Genomic DNA, 20,119 nt, shown 5'->3' with positions numbered 1-20,119 from the left:
TGACGATATCGCACATATATCTGAGACGTACTGGAAAGATGGGTTTAGCTATCACTTTGCTCTTCAAGAGAGGGTGCAACTTTTTTCTTGACCTCAAAAAAATGATGATTTAGAGGAGCAACAAATTGAGAGTGGCCCTCGGGCCTTGAAAGGGAAGACGGTGCGATTCCGTCGCGGACCCGCCGCCGTGACCGGGGACGAAAGCCGCAATCAAGCCACTGCTCGCAAGGGCGGGAAGGCGCGGCGAGTAGGGTGATCCGGAAGCCGGAAGACCTGCTTTCAAAGAGATAGGGCTGCCTGGCTCCTCGTGGATGTGGGGGCGCGGCATCTAAAAGTGGGATTAAAAACGGAATCCCCGGACGCAGACTATGTGTCCGGGGATTTTTTTATGCGTGAAGGGGGTAAGGGATCTAAAAAGGAAAATCTTTAGTTTAGAGATGCTCCCGGATCAAGGGAAGGAAGTGGAAAGCTTCCGCCGCCCCGCGACTGTAATCGGGACGAAAGCCGCGACAAAGCCACTGTCCTGAAGGGATGGGAAGGCGCGGTGAGTAGGATGAACGAGAGCCAGGAGACCTGTTCCGGGAATACCACACTCGGAAAACCCGCGCGGGCGGGAAACGGAGGAAAAGATGAAGGTACAAAGATGGGGCGATAGGGCCGCGGTAGCGGCGGCAAAAAACCGAGGATCAAAATGGGCGGCCTGCGTTCTGGCCGCCGTGCTGCTGACCATGCTGCCGCTGGATCAGACGCTCGCCGCCGACGGCGATGTGAAGGCTGCCCTTACCCTTGATGAGATCGTCGTCACGGCAAGCAGGGTCGAAGAGAAGGCCAAAGAGGTTACCGCGAACATAACGGTCATTGACGAGGAGGAGATCAAGGCCTCGAGCGCTCATACCCTTGGGGAGATCCTTGCAGAAAAGGCCGTGGGCCATATCCAGAATTATCCCGGCGCGCTGACCGCCGTCGGCATCAGGGGGTTTCGGACCGAGACCCACGGAAACGATCTCATGGGCCACGTACTCATCCTCATCAACGGAAGACGCGCAGCCACGGGCAATGCGGCCAAGCTCATGATTCGAAACAACGTGGAAAGGATCGAGATCATTCGGGGTCCGGCCTCGGTTCAGTATGGCTCGGCGGCCATGGGCGGGGTCGTCAATATCATCACGAAACGTGGCGTGGATAACTCCGCATTTCTAGAGGGAGGCCTCGCAAGTTGGGAATATGATGCTGAAGCGATGGGTCTTTCGGCCAATACCAAGGGGGTCGATTTCTACGGCACATATGAACATCGCTCGATGGATGACTACGATACCGCCAGCGGTGACCAATACGAAAACACCGGATTTTCCCGCCAGGAAAACGTCTATGTCAATCTTGGCTACGAGTTCCTGCCGGGTCACCGGATCGGCGTCATATACAACGACTACGATGGGGAAGGCATCGGAGACCCCGGATATCTGGCAAAAAACGACCTCGACGACTATAAGGACGCGGATAACGAGTCGCTGGATTTCATGTACGAGGGCCGGACCCCTGGCGGGACCTTCTCCTGGATGGCGAGGTATTTCGACGGCGAGGACGAGGATACATGGTTTGACCGCATGTCAAGCGATCCAGACGGCTGGGATGACGGGATCCCAACACTGACCAAGACCGAACAGGAAGGGGCCCAGGCCCAGGTCGCCTTTGACACGGATCATGTGGGCCTTGTAGCCGGTTTCAACTGGGACAACTACGAAATCGATGCCACATACGACCCCAAAAAGAGCGAGTACGACAACACCGCAGGCTACCTCCTCGGCAAGCTCAGATTCCTTGATGAAAGGCTCATCTTCACCGGCGGCTTCAGGATCGACTGGTACGACGTGGAAATGAAAGAACCGCGCGGACGCAATGAAGACGATCAGGAGATCACCCCCCGCCTTGGGGTCGCCTTTCTCCTGACGGATTACCTCAAGCTCAGGGCCAACTACGGCGAAGGCTTCAGGATGCCGGCGGCGAATGAGCTGGCCTACGACTACACCAGTTACGTTCATTACCTTGGAAACCCTGATCTCGACCCAGAAAAGAGCGAAACCTGGGAGGTCGGGTTCGATCTTTCCCGGCGCTCCTTCAACGCATCCATGACCTTTTTCTGGACGGACTTCAAGGACAAGATCCAGTCCGTATCCAGACCAGGGGGCATAATGACGTGGGAAAACACCGGCGGCGCGGACATAGACGGCCTCGAGGGCGAGATCTCCTGGGACATCGGCGGTTTTTTCCCATGGGGCTACGAAATAAGGCCTTATGCCAACTTCACCTATCTTTTCAAATACGAGGATGATGAGACCGGAAAGGACCTCCTCTATACGGAGGAGGCCAACGTCTCATACGGACTCCGGGTTTCTAACCGGAAGGACTTCACCGCTGCTCTCAACCTCGCCTATACGGGGAAAAAGGATGTGGACGACTGGCTGGGTGCCGGGCCGCCTACGTGGGTGGCCCCGGTTGTCGAGGAGGGGGGCTTCACCGTGGCTAACCTTACCATGAGCAAGAAGATTCTTGACTTTGACCGGTTCGGTGGCCTCACCCTGAGGGGAGAGATCAACAACCTCTTTGACAAGGACTACGAATACGTCAAGAACTACCCCATGCCGGGCAGAAGCTTCTTCCTCGGCCTAAGATATGACATCTGATCCAGATGAATACCGATTCGCCCCTCGTTACCCTTGATAAAGGGGGAAAGGTGGGGATTCCATCCTGTTTGGAGAAAAGGAGAAGGTATGAAACGAACCATGTCGGTATTTTTTACCCTGATCCTGCTCCTTGTCACACTTTCGGCAGGGGCATCAGAGGAGATCCAGCTTCCTGCTGAACTCGATGCCAAAGCCTTCATAAAGGTGGCCGAAAGGGACGGATTTTGGGAAAAGACCCTTGTCGTCACCTTCCCTGAGGATAGACGGATGCTTTCCACGAACGATGGCCTCATCCAGGGCAGGATCGCCGTGAACCATTCCGCCCATCCCGGCCTTTTCAAAAAGGTCTGTAAGGAGATGAAGACCAGGGATGAAGTGGGCGGCAAGGTCTACATGCGCGGGATCAAGAAAAGGATCGCCATGGAAAGCGGGGTGCCGGAAGAAAAGATCGCCCAGCTCGGCACAGCCGCGGACATGAAGAACCTCGCCGTTGTAACGAAGCGGTACCCTCCCTTCGTGGTGACCGCACTGGTGACCGCAGGAGCCAGGACCAACGCCCTCCGCACCGGGGTGGATGAAGGAAAGCACATCGAGGGGAAAACAGGAGATAAAGAACCCCACGGAACAGTCAACGTCATCCTCCTGACCAATGCCGAGCTTACGGACGGGGCCATGGCGCGGGCGATCATCACGCTCACCGAGGCAAAGACCGCGGCCTTCGAGGATCTCGGCGTCCAGAGTTCCTACACGGAATCGGTCCAGGCGACCGGAACAGGCACGGACAACGCGATTGTGGTCTCAGGCGTCAACGGGCCGAAGGTCACCTACACAGGCGGACACAGCAAGATCGGGGAGCTCATTGGCAAGGCCGTCCATGAAGGGGTCATGGAGGCGCTGCAAAAACAAAACGGTTTCAAGCAGATAAAAGAATCACGTCAAAACTTCACCAGGGCAACAGCAATTCCCGGAGCTGCTATAAAGGCTTGAAAACCGGGCCTTGAAGGATTTGGTTTTCGCAAACCCGCTACAAAATCCATAACAAAGAAGCCAGACACCCACTACTTTGTCACATCTACTATCGTAGCGTGGATCTCGGTCTTCACCCACAGAGACCACTTGGAGATCGGGTGCAGATCTTTTTCTTCTTGTTCCCAAGCTCCAGCTTGGGAACACAACTGTGCAGAAGCTCCAGCTTCGGTGAGGCCGTACCCAAGCCAGAGCTTGGGAACGAGGGGAACGACCACTTCGAGATCCTGACGAGCTCCCTAGAAAAACAGCGAGTTTCAGCTGTAGCAGGAGGGAAGCTGGAGCTTCCCGGGCAGGGCGTTCCCAAGCCGGAGCTTGGGAACGAGGGGGAAAGTGCTCATTTTTGGGAGGTCAAGAAAAAATTTGCACCCTCTTGATTCGTTCCACTTACTATTCCTATTCCGGCACATAGACCATGGTCCCGTCTTCCAGTTTGTAAGCCGTACCAAGGCGTTGGCCCCGGCCTTGAACCGTGGCTTTGGTCACTTTGATGGCTTTGATCTTCTTGCCCTCTTTGGTGATGATCTCCATCTCCTCGGTTTTCGGTTTTTGCTTGACGATGGTAAATGAAGAAGTTTCGCTGAAAAGGTCCTGAAGATGATAGACGCTGAAAAGCGCCATGATAAGCCCCACAATGAAGACCAACCCGATGTCAAACAAGTTTGCAACGCCGGTCATGGGATCGTCTTCCTGGAAAGCCGGTTCTCCAGGTCCTTTACCGATGTGCCTCATTCGCCGTTTTTTCAAATAACGCATGTTTGTCTCTCTCGGTTCGCAATGTCAGCAGCTCGGTTGCCAGTTCCATATTCTTCACGTCTTCCTCGATCCAGCGTCGCCGGACCGTGTACATGACGACGGCCGCGGTCCCGACGGCGAGACCGGCAACAGTGGTGGTGAACGCGACCACCAAGTCCGCGGAAAGCTGCGTCATATCGCCTTGGCCCAGGGCCGCCAAGCCGGTTCCCATGGGAATCAAGGTGCCGAGCAGGCCCAAGGCCGGGGCTACCCGGACGAGAAGCCAAAGGCGATCGATCGACTTCCAGAGCATCAGGGTCTCCTGCTGAAGGAGGTTTTCAACGGCCGCATCCACGCCGTCATTTCGGCGCATGACCTGCAAAAGCGTTTTAATGTATCGATTGACCCGGTGAGCGACCACTGCCGAGGGGTCACCGTTGGCAAGCAAATCCGGAAGGTCCTGTGGGGGACATTTGTGGAGCCTGGTTCGTTCCAACCACTCGGCAAAAAAGGTTCCGCCACAGACGATGATGTACAGACAGAGAACCGACAAGAGCAACAGCACCGGGTAGAGCAGGGAAGCGGAAATCAGGTAAATGAAGGTTTTCAGGAAAGCGCCGATTGCTGTCATGCCATTTTCCTTATCCGAAGAAATGTGATGCCGAAGACGGACAGAAACGCGGCCAGCATGCCGACTACAAAGACTAAAAGCCGCCGCGGTTCTTCGAAGGCCGCATTCGAAGGATACAGTGCCATTTGGTAGATCTTGTCCGCGTCGGCGATATTGGGCATGATCGTTACGGAAAGGAAAAAATAGGCCGCGATGGCCAACATGGACACCCCCAGAAACGATTCCGGCGACTCCCGATTCCGTGTGGCGCTCATAATCTTTACGGTAACCGTGTTGATCAAGAGAAAAACCAAGTAGAGCAAGGCGGCCGTTGTGAGGGGCGATTCCTGGAAGGCAGCCGTCATGAAGCCCACGGAAAAAAGAATCACCATGGCGCAGACCGGGCAAGGGACGGTCAGCAAAATCCATCCGCGGCTTTTACCGGCAGCGCCTCCGTTTTCCCGCAGCAATCGCAGCCCCCAGAGAAGGAGCATTGCGGCCATGAGCAGATGCACCAGCATACCCGATTGAATCCACTCCTGAATGGCAACCAGGTGCTGCATCAGATCGATTTTTTCCAGGGTGTAGCCACAAGCCGCGAAAACCAGGAGATATGTCGCGGCAAACCCCGCCCATGCGACCGCTCTAGCATGAGAGGAAGTGGTCTTGGACATATAGTAAGAGAGCCCCACGCCGCTTTTGACGGCGAAGATGCCCACGCAGAACGCAATTCCCAGCACTAGGCTCTTCCATTCCATGGTTTTCTCCTACTTTCGTCGTTTACGTCGCGTCCCCCAGACGAACAACCCGATAATCAGGAGCACAAACAGTGACGCCACCCATTGAACGCCCGAAGAGGGCAGATTCGTGGTCTCATCCTTCTGGTTCATCTCTTCCATTTTGTAGCCCTCCACCGCTTGGGCCACGTCTCCGCGGGCGGCCTCGGCCCGGTCGGTCCGCGCCTCCGTTGCTTCCGTTGCCGGATCGGAGGCGCTAGGAGCCGCCTTGCGCAATCCATCCTGAAGCTCTTTCAAAAGTTCCTCTCGCTCTGCCGCCAGTTTATCCAACGGTTTTCCAGCCGACTGTTCCACGGCCAGCTTGAATTGTTCCACCACCTCCGGCGAGAGTACGCCGGGCAAAGAAATGACATTCATCACCATCTGATTCAAAAGAGGATTGTTGCAGGTGTGATCGCAGCAGGCCACCCCCTTTTCGACCGCGTTAACGGCATATTCGACAGCCAGCTTCTTTTTCACTCTTTCATCCGCTTCCCAATAGCCCTTGCGGATAGCCTCCAGCATGCGGGCGGTGATGGACTGATAGGCCCAGGGGTTTGCCCGGTTGAAGAATTCTTCGATCTCAAGACCGTACTTGTCTTCCACGTAGACCTCATAGGTCTGTTCCCACTTGGCTTTGTCGATGGCATTGGGCGTGGTCACCTGCCAGCCCCACATGTTTTCGACAAATTCCGCCATCTCCCGGGCGCCGGCGTAGTTTTCCTCTTTCATCCCGGCAATCCATTTGGGGTTCAGATACCGGGTGCGCAATTCCCGCCCGATGGTGGTAGCAAGCGGTTCGACGTGGCCCTGACCGAGCGTTTTCTGCATGGAGACATAGACGTCCGGGTCCTTGCCCGATTCCTTGCGCACCGCCATGGAAAGCCCGCCCAGGTACTGAAACATGTCGTCGTTGTCCATGGTCGAGTAGAGATTGGAGCCGATGGAATGTAGGGTGGCATCCACCTTTTTGAGGTTGCCTCGGTACACCTCCTTCAGCGGCTTACCCCAGATCTCCGTGGAATAGCCGTAGGAAACCATGTCGATAAAGCCCTGCTCGGCCACCACCTGGTCGTCTTCCCAGAGACCGCTTGCCCCGGTCATATCATCGACCTTGGTGCCGTAGGCCCCCGGCGGAGCGCTGAAAAGCCGCACCAGGGAGAGCTTTTCCGCCTCCTCTGCCGTGTACCCGTGCTCTGTCAGTTGCCGGCGGATCTCTTCGCTGTGGCTTTTTATAAAATTCTCCACATCGGTGAGCACCGCCGCCTGCTTGACGGCCTTGTCCAGCAGGAGCGCCACGGTTGGGAACGTGTCCCGGAACAGCCCCGACATCTGAAGGAGGACATCGATCCGCGGCCGTCCCAACTCGCTTCCGGGAATCGGAGCCACGCCGGTCACCTTGTCGCGGTGGTCCCAGACCGGGCGCACTCCCAAGAGCTTCAAGGCGGTAGCCACATTGATCCCCTCGTCCCGGATGGTTTCCACCGCCCATAGCACCACGCCGATCTGTTCGGGAAATTTGCCCTCATGCTTCCGCCGGTAGGCTTCGATCACTTCGTTTGCCGCCTTCTCCCCGTTCGCCCAAGCCTCCTTGGAAGGCACCTTGTCCGGATCAAAGCCGTAAAAGTTTTTGCCGGTAGGCAGGCTTTCGGGGTTGCGGATAGGGTCGTTTCCCGATGCCGGGGGAATGTATCCGCCGCGCAGGCCGCGCATTAGATTTGCCATCTCCGACGGCCCGCATTCTGTAAGCTGCGCTTTGTAGAAGTCCACCGATCGACCACCCTTGGAAGCGATGGCCGCGGCGGTCTCTTCCAGTCCTTCCCCTTGGCAAGAGACCCCGAAGGTGTGGAGCCCGTAGGGGATCATCTCGGTTTTCAGTTCCAACAGGTAATGCTCAATTCTTTCCAGGGCGTCGTCATCCACCACCTTAAGATCCAGGTCCTTGTCCAGGCCGAGTTTCAAGGTCATCTCCCGAATCCGCTCCAGTCTGGCCGCCTGGATCTTTTCCGAAGCAGAGGATTCATATTCGCTGATCAAGGCGGCCAGGTTGGAATATTCTTCGTAAATACCGCCTTTTTTAAACGGCGGCGTGGCGTGATCGACGATCGCGGCCCGGCCCCGACGCTTGGCCTGCAGCCCCTCGCCCACATCGTCTACGATATAGGGATAGATGCTGGGAATATCGCCGATCAGCACCTCCGGCGGACAGATATGGCTCAATCCGGCCTGCTTTCCGGGTAGCCATTCGTGGGTGCCGTGGGTTCCCAGGCTGATCATGGCGTCCGGCTTGACGACCTTTTGCAGCCACAGGTAAAAGGCGATGTACTGATGGTGGGGATAAAGTACGGTGCTGTGATAGAGTTTTTCAGGATCATCGCTCCAGCCCCGGACCGGCTGGGGGACCAGGATCAGGTTGCCCAGCCGGACGCAGGGGATGACAAACCGGCCGTCTTTGACCATAATGTTGGAATCCTCCGGCCTTCCCCACTGCTCTATCACCTTTTTTTGAAATTCGGGCGGGGTCTCGGCCAGCCAGCGCCGGTAGTCGGCCATGTCCACAAAAGCCGCGTTTCCCTCCCGAAGCAGGCGGTCCAGTTCATCCGGGGCCCAGGAACCGATATTACGACCGGATTTGAGCAGCAGTTCCATGACCTGCTCTTCGGTGAGCTCACCCTCAATACGATAGCCTTCCCGTTGCATCGCCTGGATGATTTCGCGGATGCTTCTAAAGACATTGAGATAGCTTGCGCCGATATTCTGTTTGCCGGCCCCGTGGTTGTAATAGACCAGGACGATCTTTTTGTCCTTGTTTTCCATCTGCCGCAATCGGTGCCAGCGAGCCGCCCGGCGCGCCATTTTTTCCACCAGGGGCGTCACCGGCACGTAGCGATAGGTGTTGACCTCTAGAGAGTCGGTTGTCACGCGCTCCTTGACACCGATCACCGTCGGCTCCACCAGACCGGAAAGTTCGGGCACGGAAAACTGCAAGGATATCCCCACGGGTGAGATACCCTGACTGGAGGCCGACCACTCCTCGCCGGTGGAAAAGAAAATCATCTGGGGATTGAAGACCGGAACGTCCGCTTTTTGAAGGATCGGCAGCAAATCGGCGGAGAGCGTAGAGCTGAATTTAAAGGTCAGTCCGGTAACGGAGCCCAAGCGGCCTTTCAGCGGAGGAGAAGAAATCAGGCGCTCTAAGGTCTTGTCCCACCCCTCCATATCCCGCAGCCAGACGACCGTGTTGATCCCGTTTGCTTCGTATGCCCGCACCAGGGCGTCCACCGGCTCCTTTTTGGAATCAATGGGGGAGGTGGGAAAGACTATCATCAAATCCCATAAACCCTTCTCCTGATATCGGCCGCTTTGCCGGTACCATGCCGCATAGGACTCCAGGTCCGCGAAGAGCGAGGGTGCATCAGGGTGGTAGAGGGCGTTTTGGGGCGGGAGATCCGGTGGAGACGTTTCGACAGCCATCCTTAAATCGCGTTTGGCCAAGAATTGGATCAGGCGGGTGAGGTTCCGGACCGAGGTGAACTGGAAGTAGCTCTGAACCGTGGGGTCCATGATAAAGCCGGCGTCCAGATAATCCCTGGTGTGACTGGAATGTCGCACTGCGTAGATTATGGCTTCCGGCTTAAGAGCGGCCATGTTGGCCAGGAGCCATTCCCCCGGCTGGCGCGGCATGATGTCGACCACCGCGATATCCATGCGCTTGACAAACTCCGCCATTCGGGGATCGGCGACGTCTTCCTCGGTGAAAACGCCGATCTCCACCTGCGGCAGGTCGAGCTTTTTGACGGCCTGCACGCAGGTGTAGGCGTCGGAGTCACCGACAAAGAAACCGATGGTATTCCCCTGCGCCGAAGCCGCTGCTCCCGTCAGAAGCAGGAACGCCAGAGCCGGGGCGCATACCACCGCAAGGCCCGGCCATGGCCGCATTGCACTGTGAGGCTTAAAAATCGATTTCATATCCCACCTTGAAAAGCCGCTCCACCTCGTAATAGGCATACCGATTTGATGCGTCTTCCGTCAGATCGCCGTAAACCTGAACCTCTTCGTCAAAGATGTTGTCCACGCTGAAGGTCAGATAGCCCTTCCGGAGTCTGCATTTTCCGTAAAAATTGAGCACTGAGTAGCTGTCGAGATCGCGCTCCCTGGATGTAAGGATCTGGGAGTTCAGATCCAGCACCAGCGGCTCGCTGAGGTAATTGACGCCGAGACTGGTCTGAAGTTTGGGCCCGGTCTGGTATTCCCTGCCGTCGGGGTCTTCGGCCGTGGGGTCCGCCCAGTATCCGGCTGCATAAACGGAAATGTCACGCATCCACACCTGCTTGAAGTTACGGACGAAGGGGTTGACACCAAATTCCCATTCGACTCCTTTGCTTTCATAGTCTCCGGCGTTCATGTACGTCTGGGGGTAGCCCCTGGAACGGTCCAACTCGATTTTGTCCTTATAGGTCATGTAAAAGCCGGATAAGCGCAGGCGGAACATGTCATCGTCATATTTTACACCTGCCTCGTAGGTCCAGCCCTCTTCCGGCTTGAGGTTGGGATTGCCGACCAGAAAGGTGCTTTCATAGTACAGGTCGTTGAAGTCCGGCGCGCGAAAGGCCTTTCCGGCATTGGCGAAAAGGTTCAGTGCGTCCGTGGCTTTATAGGTGAGACCAAAGCTGGGCAGGAAACGGTCGTAATCGTCGGTTCCGGATTCCCCCAGAACGAATTGCTCCCGCGCCCCCAAGGTCGCAGTCAGGCGTTCCCGGAAGGTCTTTTTCACCTGAAGGAAAGGAGCGACATCGTTTCGATGGTGCTCGCCGTACTTGTTGTTGTAGTCCGCACCCCGGTAGACCCACTCGCTTCCCACATTGATCTGCCAGTCGAAGAGTCGGAACCGGTAGTCGCCATTGAGTCCGAAGTTGTAGTTCTTGTTCCGATCCTTCGGGTCACCGGGATTGGTGTATTCTTTGCGCTGCATCTCATCATAAGTACCGAAGGCCTTGGCGCTGAAGGTAGGGGTTTCGTATCGGAGGTTGGCGAAGTTTTTTTGATGTTCTTGATCGGTTCCCTCATAAGGTTTTGCATTTCCGTCGTAATGCTTCTCAAAGCCGGTTTCGTAATAGGATCCAAGATAATCCAGATAAAGGTTCTTCATCGGTTCCGCGTTGAGGTTCCAGGCATACTTGTCGATGTCGTCCTGGTCATAGCGGTATTTCTTAGTGAAACTCCTGGAGATCTCGGTCTGATTCCCCAGATGCTGGTAATTCAAACCGACATTAAAGCCGGGCAGGAAAGCGGAGACGCTGTGGTTATGGTAAGACTCGTTGCCGAACTCCACAGATCCCTTGAAGGCCGTCACCCGTCGCGGCTTCTTGGTGATGATATTGATGACCCCGCTCATGGCATCGGCGCCGTAAAGAGTGGAGGCCGCTCCCTTCATGATTTCGATACGTTCGATCTGGTCAATGGGAATGGTGTTGAGGTCATAGGCGTGTCCGGCCGCCCCTTGGATGGGGGCGCCGTTTATTAGCACCAGTTCGCCGTCCTTGATGCCGCGGATCGAGACGCTGCTGTTCATGCCGCCATGGCTGACCCCCATGGCGCCGAATGCACTATAAGAAAGGCCGCCCACACGGCGTAGGGCGTCCACCAGGTTATTGGCGCCGGTTTCCTTGAGTTCATCGGAGCTCACCACCGTAACAAAGCGTGGGCTTTCTCTTTCTTCCACCGGAAAGCGTTCGGCTGTGACAGTAATGGATTCAAGAACAACCGTACCTTGCTCGCTTTGCCTGGTTTTCTCCGTTGCTTCTGCCGGTCCTTGCGCCGTGGCAACGTGCGGTAAAAAAATGACTATCAACATCAGGAGAACGCATAATATAAATCTATTCATCTTCTTCTTCCCTTTCCCTCGAAGGTCTTGAAGATCCAACGCTTCCGGAACAGGTCTCCTGGCTCTCGTTCATCCTACTCACCGCGCCTTCCCGTCCTTTTAGGACAGTGACATATTTGCGGCTTTCGTCCCGATTACAGTCGCGGGGCGGCGGAAGCTTTCCACTTCCTTCCCTTGATCCGGGAACATCTCTAAACTAAAGATTTTCCTTTTTAGATCCCTTACCCCCTTCACGCATAAAAAAATCCCCGGACACATAGTCTGCGTCCGGGGATTCCGTTTTTAATCCCACTTTTAGATGCCGCGCCCCCACATCCACGAGGAGCCAGGCAGCCCTATCTCTTTGAAAGCAGGTCTTCCGGCTTCCGGATCATCCTACTCGCCGCGCCTTCCCGCCCTTGCGAGCAGTGGCTTGATTGCGGCTTTCGTCCCCGGTCACGGCGGCGGGTCCGCGACGGAATCGCACCGTCTTCCCTTTCAAGGCCCGAGGGCCACTCTCAATTTATTGCTCCTCTAAATCATCATTTTTTAGAGGTCAAGAAAAAAAGTTGCACCCTCTCCTGAAGAGCAAAGTGATGGCTAAACCCATCTTTCCAGTACGTCTCAGATATATGTGCTATATTGTCATGTTGCGGTCACCTTAACAGAGTGTTGCAAAAACCAAACATAGTTCGTGCATATCCGTTGATGTCACTCTTTTGGAATCTTGGTCCTCCATCAAGGGCTTTCGTACCAAGGTCGGCTTCAAGATACCACCGGCAGCCTATCTGACAAAGAAAGGACAGCAATCCGAATCCCTGGTCGCCGGCAAGCCGGTTCCTACAAAAGGCTAGTAAAACCTATTCTGGGACAAATTGTTAATTCTTCATGATTTTTTTGCAGGAGCTAGGTATTTCAAAATCTGTGGTAAGGCCTCGGTCGCCCGGCTTCGATCTGTTTTCGGACATACCTCACCCCCGTTCAACTTCAATATAGAAGATGTGGTAGAGCGCGTGCAGGTTGTGATCCCGAGCCGACCAGTGTTTCTCAAAGGCCGGATGAGAGGGATCCTTCAAAGAAAACATGGCGAAGGCGCTCATGGCCGCATCCGCAAAGGAGATCTGCGGCCTGCCCTTTCGGGGATCGGGGATCTTTTCGAACTCACGGCGCACCGCCCTCACCAGAGCCATCTGCATTCAGATGCTTGCGAAGTCGGATCTTGGAGGAAGGAGCGTCTTTGCCGGGCTTCATGGCAGGGTAACCTGGCAAAGACGCGGGCTGCTCTCCAGCGGGAAAAACGAAAATGGTTGAAAAAATTCACATCAGAAGGCTAAATTTAATTTGAGCCGGTGGTCCAGCATGAAAGACCAAAATGGTTGAAAAGTTCACCGCCGAAACCCCCTTCGGAGCCCGAAATGACCCTCCGGGTTTGCGAAAACCAAATCCTTCAAGGCCCGGTTTTCAAGCCTTTACAGAGGCTTCGGGAATTGCTTATTGCCCAACCATTTGCTCCACTGGATTCGGGCCAAAAAGCGGCCCTCTCCGGTGAGCAATGCATTATATGCTTATACACTCGTATTCACTTACTTAACTGAATCGTAAGGAGGTTAGTCATGGCGGAATCGAAATACGGATGGAATGGGTGGAAGATGCCGATTCTACATCCCAATGATCCTGATTTCTGCGAGATAGGTTGCCCGATCTGCGTAGCTGCTCGTAAAGGAAACAAGGTCGCGAAGTTCTTCCAGAACATCGCGTTGGCTGTCACTTTCGGTGGTTGCTGGTGGGGCAGAGCCAGAAAACGCAAATATGGCGTCCCTCCTGACCAACCGGTGCCTCCGAAGTAACGCACATATAACATCTCACTGGACATGAGAGGCTGTTAAATCGCCGCATCATACTCCTGGCTTTTGCGGCGTTTTATCTTTCAAAACACCTATGGCGGTGTGCCCCGCCTGTTCGTTAGTTCAGCGTTGGGCGGCATAGGAACGGCACTCATGACCTAAATACAACCAAGTAATCCTGAACCGATACGTTTCAAGGACGGCTTTTATCGCAAATTGCCACAGGGCATCTGGGCGCTTGGGTTTGGGTGCAGATCTTTTGGAACGACATGCAGGGTGACCCTCTGAGGTAGATCCAGATGGCCTTGAAGCAGCAAGCGCATCAGCTCGGTTTCCCCTCGTTCCCAAGCTGGAGCTTGGAAACAAGAAGCAAAAGATCTGCACCCTTTCAAGTGTCTTTTCCACAACGGAAAAGCTAAGCTACCGATAACACAATCCTTTGTCAAACTCAAGGAACGCGGCAACGCCCTGGATATTCGATATAGCGGTTGGGGCGCCGAGGCGAAATCGGAGCGCAACCGAACCGCGATGTTACGGGCGAGAACAATATTCTAGTGACAGTCCATTTTGTTCTGGACATCCCGCTGCGATTAGTATTAATAAGCATGGGAGAAACCTTTAAGAAGGAGGTTTTCCCATGAACCCGATAGCTGAAGCGTCGCAGAAAATTATCGAGCGTCTCAGTTGGTGCACGGCTTCCAGGGATCAGGCTGGAATCGCTTCGGACCTTGCCGAGCGCGAGGAGATATCCGAGGTCTATGGGCTCGGAGAAGCGGGTCTTTTCGACGAGTTCTTCTACTTTCTGGAAGAGCTCGGGATCATGAAGCTTTTCATGGGGCTTGATCCCAACAGGAATCAGCGTTCCAGCAATATCAAGTTCCCCGCCGTGATCCTCATCTACCTCATGCGCATCGTCGCCGGGCTCCGCTTCTTTTGGCACATTAATCCGGTGATTCTCTCCTCTCAGTCCCTCATGCGACTGGTAGGGTTCAATGGCAGAGAGGTCCGTGAAGGAACCTCTGCCAGAGGTCGGAAGAAGCCTGTTGCCGAGCCCTGCGACGATTCTGACCCATCCCGCGATGATCCGCGGCCTACCCCCATCCGTGGCCCCTATTGCCCGGATTCCATCGCCGCCTACATCCAGGCCATCGCCGCCAGTGCCTTGGAGCGGCTCTTCAACGGCGTTGTGACGATCCTGGCGGCCCATTCTTTCTTCCCCAAAAAAATCCATGCACTCATGGATTCTTCGGAAATCCAGTCCACGGAGCGATGCCGGGGGTGCGGCAAGGTTAGCAAGGAAAAAGCTCCCGAGCTGCGGCGACGGAAGAAACGCATCCGAAAGGTGCTGGAAACCGTTTTTGGCTTCAAAATATGGGTGGTCTGGGACCCTGCAAGCCGCCTTCCTATTGCTCTGCGGTTCGCAACGATCGAAGTGAGCGATGTCGACTTTGCCGGTGAAGTGGTGCAGCAGGCCGTCACAAACCTTGCGGATCATGCCACCATCGTCTCTTTGGCCATGGACCGTGGATTCATAGACGGCAAGTTCCTATGGTGGCTCCATGACACCATGCACATCACTTTCTATATTCCAGCCAAAACCAACATGGACGTCTATGCCGATGCTGTTTCGCTTACCGCCGGCGGTATCCGGGAAACCCGGGAGAAAGCCCGCTCGGTTGGTAAAGGATCGAACAAGACGACCGTTGTGGACCACTGGGACGTTGTGGGCATCGAAGCCCTCACCTCGGCCGGATTCTATGGAGAGCTCGGCAGCGGCAGTCATCAGAATCGCAAAGACTTCACCGCCAATCCACTCAATGCTGTGGTGGTACTCGACGACCCTTTCAAACGCAACAATCCCGACTCCGACACGCTCGTCATCCTCACCAATGGCTCGGTGCAAAAACCCCTCGAGGTCTACGACGCTTATGACGCCCGCAGTGAAATAGAAAACGCTTTGTTCCGGGAGGCAAAGCAAGCCTGGTTCATAGAACGACCGGCTCGAAACAATGCCGACGCGTTCCGATCCCATGTTTACCTTACTGTGCTCATGATGGCACTTACCGCCGCCTTTCAAACATGGATGGATCAACAGGACAAGCTCGCACAAAAGGGCCAGGAGACTGGAATACGCAAGTTCCGCGAAAAGGTCAGGCAGGAGAACGGCAACAAGCTCATTGTCTTCGAGGGAGACCGCTACGCCATTTTCGACGCCTACGAGGTTTTCATCCTATGCGGAACAAATGTGCGCATGCCAACCGGAGTTCCTGAATCCATCTCCAAGAGAGACATCCTGCTCAAATATGGAGCCCTCCGCGAATAGCTGGTTTTCCTGCTTTCCAAGCTGAACCTCGCCACACACCACGTCGGCCCATGCTTCACCACAGCCCTGATTCAGACCCTCGTCCTTTTGCCATCCAGATTCCCCACCCTCCATCAAATCCTCGGTCCTCCCTTCACAACTGAATCACCCAACCCGTGGTACACCACCTCGCGTTGATGCGCCTCAACACCCCTTCTGATTCCTACACCCCCTACCACGGCTTGCTCTTCACTTGCGCTAGCGTTATGTCGAATATCCAGGCAACGCCGTGCAGATCGCCTTCATCGAAGGCCCTGATACAATATTGTTCCGCTCGCGCAAACGCCTTGTCGCCGATTATGTTAGCACATCCACGCTCCGAGTCCTGTGCTGCGGAGGAGATGGTACAATCTTGTAATAGTTGGGCGTTTTATCTCCAAAGCATATTTTGTGGTTTCAGAGCCATTCGCCGGGCTGCGAACATTACAAGTCTTTGAGCTCAAACCGACTCGCCTGAACGGAAACGCCCGCTCGGGTTCTTGAAGTCTGCCGAAGAATCTTGCCCATTGAGGTACCCCGTTTCCCACGTGAGGTGAATATAAGTCCATTCTGTTCTATGGCAAAGTTTTTGCTCTCCTGTCTCATGACGTATGGGCGTGTGCGATATATGAAAGGACCAGATTCAGGTGGGGGGGGGCGTACATGGGATGGAAAAAACTCACGATCGGCAAAACGATAATCTTGTGCTTCGGGACCTTCTGGGTGCTGCTGGCTGTTCTGTGTCTTCTGACCATTAAAAGAATCTCCGAACTTACGGATACGACTCGCCTGGCAGTAACCGGTCAGAAGGCAGTGGCGGCTGTTGCCCGTTTCGAGGCGCGTCAACCCCGCGGTAATGGAACCTCTTTGGGGGGCCGCGAGGACACGACCGAACGGCAGAAAACCGGTGCAACAGATGTTGAAGCATCAGGTCTCTTTTCCAACGAATGGTTGTCACAAGAGGAGCGTTTGGAGTTGGAGCGGATCATCCCTCCCCTCTCGGGCCTTTTAAAGGAGCTGGATGGATTGCACGGGTTTGCGGGTAAAGGTGATAACGCAGAGGCTCAAAGAATCATAAGCCTGGCGCAAAAGATTGAGAAAACGATCAATGAGAACATTCCGTCTGAAAAGATGGTGGCGGATAAAGCTCGACGTCTCGGTTGGGACGTGACTGCTATGATCGGGTTGGTCATTGTGTTCACAATGCTTCCGGCTTTCCTCACTTCTCGCAAGATCAACGGTCTTCTCAAGGGTATATCCCATCGAATGGATGCGGCTGCCGGGGATATAGAGGCTACGTCTTATAAGGTTTCCACCGCGAGCAAGTCTCTGGCCGGTGGAACTACGGAGCAGGCTTCGGCCCTTGAGCAAACGACCGCATCGTTGGCTCACATGGCGTCGATGATTAAGAAAAACGCGGTAAACGCTGCCAGAGCCGATCAGCTCGTGAGCGAAACCAACCTGAGTGTGCGGGAAGCCACCCAATCCATGGCGAAACTCATAACGGCCATGGCGGACATAGAAGAGGCGACTAAAGAGACACAGGAAATAGTTGGAACCATTGATGAACTTGCCTTCCAGACCAATCTTCTGGCCCTCAATGCGGCAGTCGAGGCTGCGCGCGCGGGAGAAGCCGGTCCCGGTTTTGCCGTCGTGGCCGAGGAAGTGAGAAATCTTGCCATACGTTCAGGCTGTGCGGCCAGGAGAACGACGGAGCTGATCGAAGGCACCGACATGAAAATCAAGAACGGATCGGAAGTTGTCGGTCTGACGTCGCGGGTCTTCTCCGAAATCGCTTCCAATACTGCGATCATCAAAGATCTGGCCGTGGAGATTGCCACCGCTTCTCGGCAGCAGTCCGAGGAGGTGGACCAGATCACGGGAGCCGTGACGGAGATGGAGAAGGTGACTCAGGAGAATGCGGCCAATGCTGAGGATTTAGCCTCGGTTTCGGAAGCGCTCCACAAGCAAGGTGATCGGCTCAGGCGCATTATAGGAGATCTGCTCACGCTGGTTCATGGCGGCAGCCACCTTTCGGAGGATGCTCTGAAATCGATAAAGGCGGAATTGAGAAAGCTTGCGCGCGATCCGAGGCTGAAGGAGCTCAATGAGATGACACACCGAAAGATTCTTGCTGAATGGATCAGAGACCATCCCAACATCGAAGCGGTTTATTCCAACAGGGCCGACGGATCGTTCATTTACTCCGAACCTCCTGCGGGACTATCCAACGCAGCCGTCAGGCCCTGGTGGCAGCGGGCCATGGCCGAGGAAGAGTACATATCTCCGGTCTACATTTCGGCCATAACCCAAAAGCCGTGCTGCACACTATCCATTCCGCTCTACAATGGCAACGGCAAGATCGGCGGTGTGCTCGGAATCGACCTGCGGGTCGGTTGACGGCGGCGTCCAGGCGGCGATGCGTCAGACATGGCTTCTTAGCCGCAGTTCCAAGGGATATGGCTGAAGGCATGGTAGGAAGTTGCTTTTTGAGGAGCATAGTAACGGAAAAACATCGTTGTGTGTCAATGAGAAAATGGCAACAACCCGTCACTCTTTTGGGGATTGAATGTCCGTTTTTTCGCGTAGGGGCGGTTCGCGAATGGCACTTCAGGAGCGATTCATGCCCTGTATGGGCGCAGCGGTGCTACGCCCATACTTCCCGGCGACCAGGGTCAACGCGGCGTTGCCGGTTTTACGGGTCGCGGGCAAGCCCGCTCCTACCCGTAACGGAACACCGGGCCGATGGACTGGCGCATTGTGGTTGGTTCATCGCGGCGAGGGCGCCCCTCCTACAGGAACAAGGAACCTCATCATGGCCCGAGTTTCATGAGTTTGTTTTCGGACAAGCCCTTACGGAAAAGCAGCCTCCGAAGTCTTATGGGGAAGGCCTCGTTGGCCATCCCTGGGGACTGTGATATCTTCAAATGGTATTCGGAAACTATGGCAAGCAGTCGCCATGGGTGGCTACGATGCCGCCATGAAGATCATCCTCGCCCACTGCCGGGAGGCGGCGCTGGAGTTTTTCCTGGGTCTGCACGTGGAGGAATCGGAGATTTTGGAACTTCCCCAGGAGACGGCTTCGGTTCGCCGAAGCGACTTTCCCATCCGGGTGCGGGCTTCCGACGGGCGGGTCTTTATCGTGCTGCTGGAAGTGCAAAGCCGCTGGGAACCGAACGTACCGTTGCGGCTGCTGGAGCGCAGGAGGGACATCATGATGGAATCCTATGCCTATGAACTGATCAAGAAGGAAGGCTACAAGGAAGGCGTCCGCTTGGGAATAGAGCAGGGACTGCGGCAGGGAATAGAACAGGGACTACAGCAGGGGACGCTGGAGGCCACACGGGAACATATCATGGAAACTTCAGTTTGGAAGGCAGTGTCCTGGCTTTCGCAGCGTCACCCCCGGGTTCCGCCCGGGACAGCCCGGCGCGTCGTAAAAGTATCAAGGCCTTGTGTCTACGCACTTTTGAAGGAGGTTACGCATGTTAGTCAAAGAATGCATGTCCACACCCGCTATCACTATCGACTCGGAAGAACCCATGTCCAACGCGGTCAATCTCATGAAGGAGAAAGGCATTCGCATCCTGCCCGTCCTGAAAAAAGGCCAGCTTGTTGGTGTGCTCAGTGACAGCGATATCAAACGGGCATCCCCTTCCGATGCCACCTTGCTTGAAGTCCACGAACTGCTCTACCTTTTGGCTCGTATTAAGGTTCGGGACATCATGAACAAGAACCCCGTAACCATCCCGATGCATTTCACCGTGGAAGAAGCTGCGGAAAAGCTCTTGAACTATGGCATTTCGGGTGCACCGGTAGTGGATGACAGAGGTGACGTGGTCGGAGTCATCACCCAGGCTGATATGTTTAAAGTGCTTATTTCTTTGAGCGGCCTGCAGCACCGTGGTGTGCAATTTGCCTTCGAGATCGAAGACCGCCCGGGATCCATCAAAGAACTTACCGATGTGATGCGAGCAGCCGGCGGGCGTATCGCCAGTATCCTTGGAACCTATGACCGAACTCCGGCTGGAAATCGCCATGTCTACATTCGAGCCTACAATCTGGACCGAGCGAGACTCGATGTACTAAAAGAAACCCTGAAAAAAAAGGCCAAGATGCTTTATGTGGTAGACCATAGCGAAAACAAGCGGGAAATTTACATCTAAGGGCGGAAGGATACTCTCATCTTGGGAAGACTTTGGGAAAAGAGCGCGTTTGCCGGCACCCTCAATCCACAGGGGGG

At 55.1% G+C, this 20,119-nt stretch carries 13 protein-coding genes and 4 riboswitches; of the genes, 7 read left to right on the top strand and 6 right to left on the bottom strand.

The window, feature by feature from the left end:
• The first annotated feature begins 112 nt into the window (after nt 1-112).
• Nucleotides 113-295: riboswitch (cobalamin riboswitch) on the top strand.
• A gap of 115 nt (nt 296-410) precedes the next feature.
• Nucleotides 411-595: riboswitch (cobalamin riboswitch) on the top strand.
• Between the two features lie 34 nt (nt 596-629).
• Complete coding sequence (locus FDQ92_RS13920) at nt 630-2,681, top strand: TonB-dependent receptor plug domain-containing protein (protein ID WP_211341290.1); 2,052 nt, start codon at nt 630-632, stop codon at nt 2,679-2,681.
• An 87-nt stretch (nt 2,682-2,768) separates the two neighbouring features.
• On the top strand, nt 2,769-3,668 hold the full coding sequence (locus FDQ92_RS13915) for an adenosylcobinamide amidohydrolase (protein ID WP_211341289.1): 900 nt from the start codon (nt 2,769-2,771) through the stop codon (nt 3,666-3,668).
• Between the two features lie 435 nt (nt 3,669-4,103).
• Here FDQ92_RS13915 and FDQ92_RS13910 read toward each other — a convergent pair whose 3' ends face one another.
• The 6 genes from FDQ92_RS13910 to FDQ92_RS13885 all read right to left on the bottom strand — a co-directional run bounded on the left by FDQ92_RS13910 (nt 4,104) and on the right by FDQ92_RS13885 (nt 12,881).
• Nucleotides 4,104-4,385 carry a DUF2149 domain-containing protein gene (locus FDQ92_RS13910; RefSeq protein WP_246041746.1) on the bottom strand — a complete coding sequence of 94 codons (282 nt, stop codon included), beginning with the start codon at nt 4,383-4,385 and terminating at the stop codon, nt 4,104-4,106.
• Between the two features lie 37 nt (nt 4,386-4,422).
• Nucleotides 4,423-5,073: a MotA/TolQ/ExbB proton channel family protein gene (locus tag FDQ92_RS13905; RefSeq protein ID WP_137425450.1), complete on the bottom strand. Its 651-nt coding sequence runs from the start codon at nt 5,071-5,073 to the stop codon at nt 4,423-4,425.
• Nucleotides 5,070-5,810, bottom strand: a complete 741-nt coding sequence (locus tag FDQ92_RS13900) for a DUF2162 family putative transporter (protein ID WP_137425449.1) — start codon at nt 5,808-5,810, stop codon at nt 5,070-5,072. The genes FDQ92_RS13905 and FDQ92_RS13900 overlap by 4 nt, the downstream gene beginning before the upstream one ends.
• A gap of 9 nt (nt 5,811-5,819) precedes the next feature.
• The gene (locus tag FDQ92_RS13895) at nt 5,820-9,797 is read right to left on the bottom strand and encodes a cobaltochelatase subunit CobN (protein WP_170180380.1); all 3,978 of its coding nucleotides are present in this window, start codon (nt 9,795-9,797) and stop codon (nt 5,820-5,822) included.
• Complete coding sequence (locus FDQ92_RS13890; protein ID WP_211341287.1) at nt 9,781-11,550, bottom strand: TonB-dependent receptor plug domain-containing protein; 1,770 nt, start codon at nt 11,548-11,550, stop codon at nt 9,781-9,783. Before FDQ92_RS13890 ends, FDQ92_RS13895 begins: the two co-directional genes overlap by 17 nt.
• 192 nt (nt 11,551-11,742) lie before the next feature.
• Nucleotides 11,743-11,910, bottom strand: a riboswitch (cobalamin riboswitch).
• A gap of 133 nt (nt 11,911-12,043) precedes the next feature.
• Nucleotides 12,044-12,226, bottom strand: a riboswitch (cobalamin riboswitch).
• 436 nt (nt 12,227-12,662) lie between these two features.
• Entirely contained in the window at nt 12,663-12,881 is a 219-nt protein-coding gene (locus FDQ92_RS13885; RefSeq protein WP_170180379.1) for a hypothetical protein, read from the bottom strand.
• Between the two features lie 423 nt (nt 12,882-13,304).
• Between FDQ92_RS13885 and FDQ92_RS13880 the strand changes: the two genes are divergently transcribed.
• From FDQ92_RS13880 to FDQ92_RS13865, 5 genes are all read left to right on the top strand, one after another.
• Nucleotides 13,305-13,538, top strand: a complete 234-nt coding sequence (locus FDQ92_RS13880; protein ID WP_211341286.1) for a hypothetical protein — start codon at nt 13,305-13,307, stop codon at nt 13,536-13,538.
• A gap of 634 nt (nt 13,539-14,172) precedes the next feature.
• Nucleotides 14,173-15,858 (top strand): transposase, encoded by a 1,686-nt coding sequence (locus FDQ92_RS13875; RefSeq protein WP_137425446.1) that lies wholly within the window; start codon nt 14,173-14,175, stop codon nt 15,856-15,858.
• Nucleotides 15,859-16,539: 681 nt separating this feature from the next.
• Nucleotides 16,540-18,276: a methyl-accepting chemotaxis protein gene (locus tag FDQ92_RS13870; RefSeq protein WP_137425445.1), complete on the top strand. Its 1,737-nt coding sequence runs from the start codon at nt 16,540-16,542 to the stop codon at nt 18,274-18,276.
• A gap of 559 nt (nt 18,277-18,835) precedes the next feature.
• Complete coding sequence (locus FDQ92_RS15805) at nt 18,836-19,507, top strand: hypothetical protein (protein ID WP_246041744.1); 672 nt, start codon at nt 18,836-18,838, stop codon at nt 19,505-19,507.
• Entirely contained in the window at nt 19,419-20,042 is a 624-nt protein-coding gene (locus FDQ92_RS13865; protein WP_246041743.1) for a CBS and ACT domain-containing protein, read from the top strand. The genes FDQ92_RS15805 and FDQ92_RS13865 overlap by 89 nt, the downstream gene beginning before the upstream one ends.
• Nucleotides 20,043-20,119: the final 77 nt, after the last annotated feature.

It is taken from the genome of Desulfoglaeba alkanexedens ALDC (genome assembly GCF_005377625.1).
In the GTDB taxonomy this organism is placed as follows: Bacteria; Desulfobacterota; Syntrophobacteria; order Syntrophobacterales; family DSM-9756; genus Desulfoglaeba; species Desulfoglaeba alkanexedens.
The sequence above is the reverse complement of the archived record's forward strand: the minus strand, read 5'-3'. Positions and strand labels throughout refer to the sequence as shown.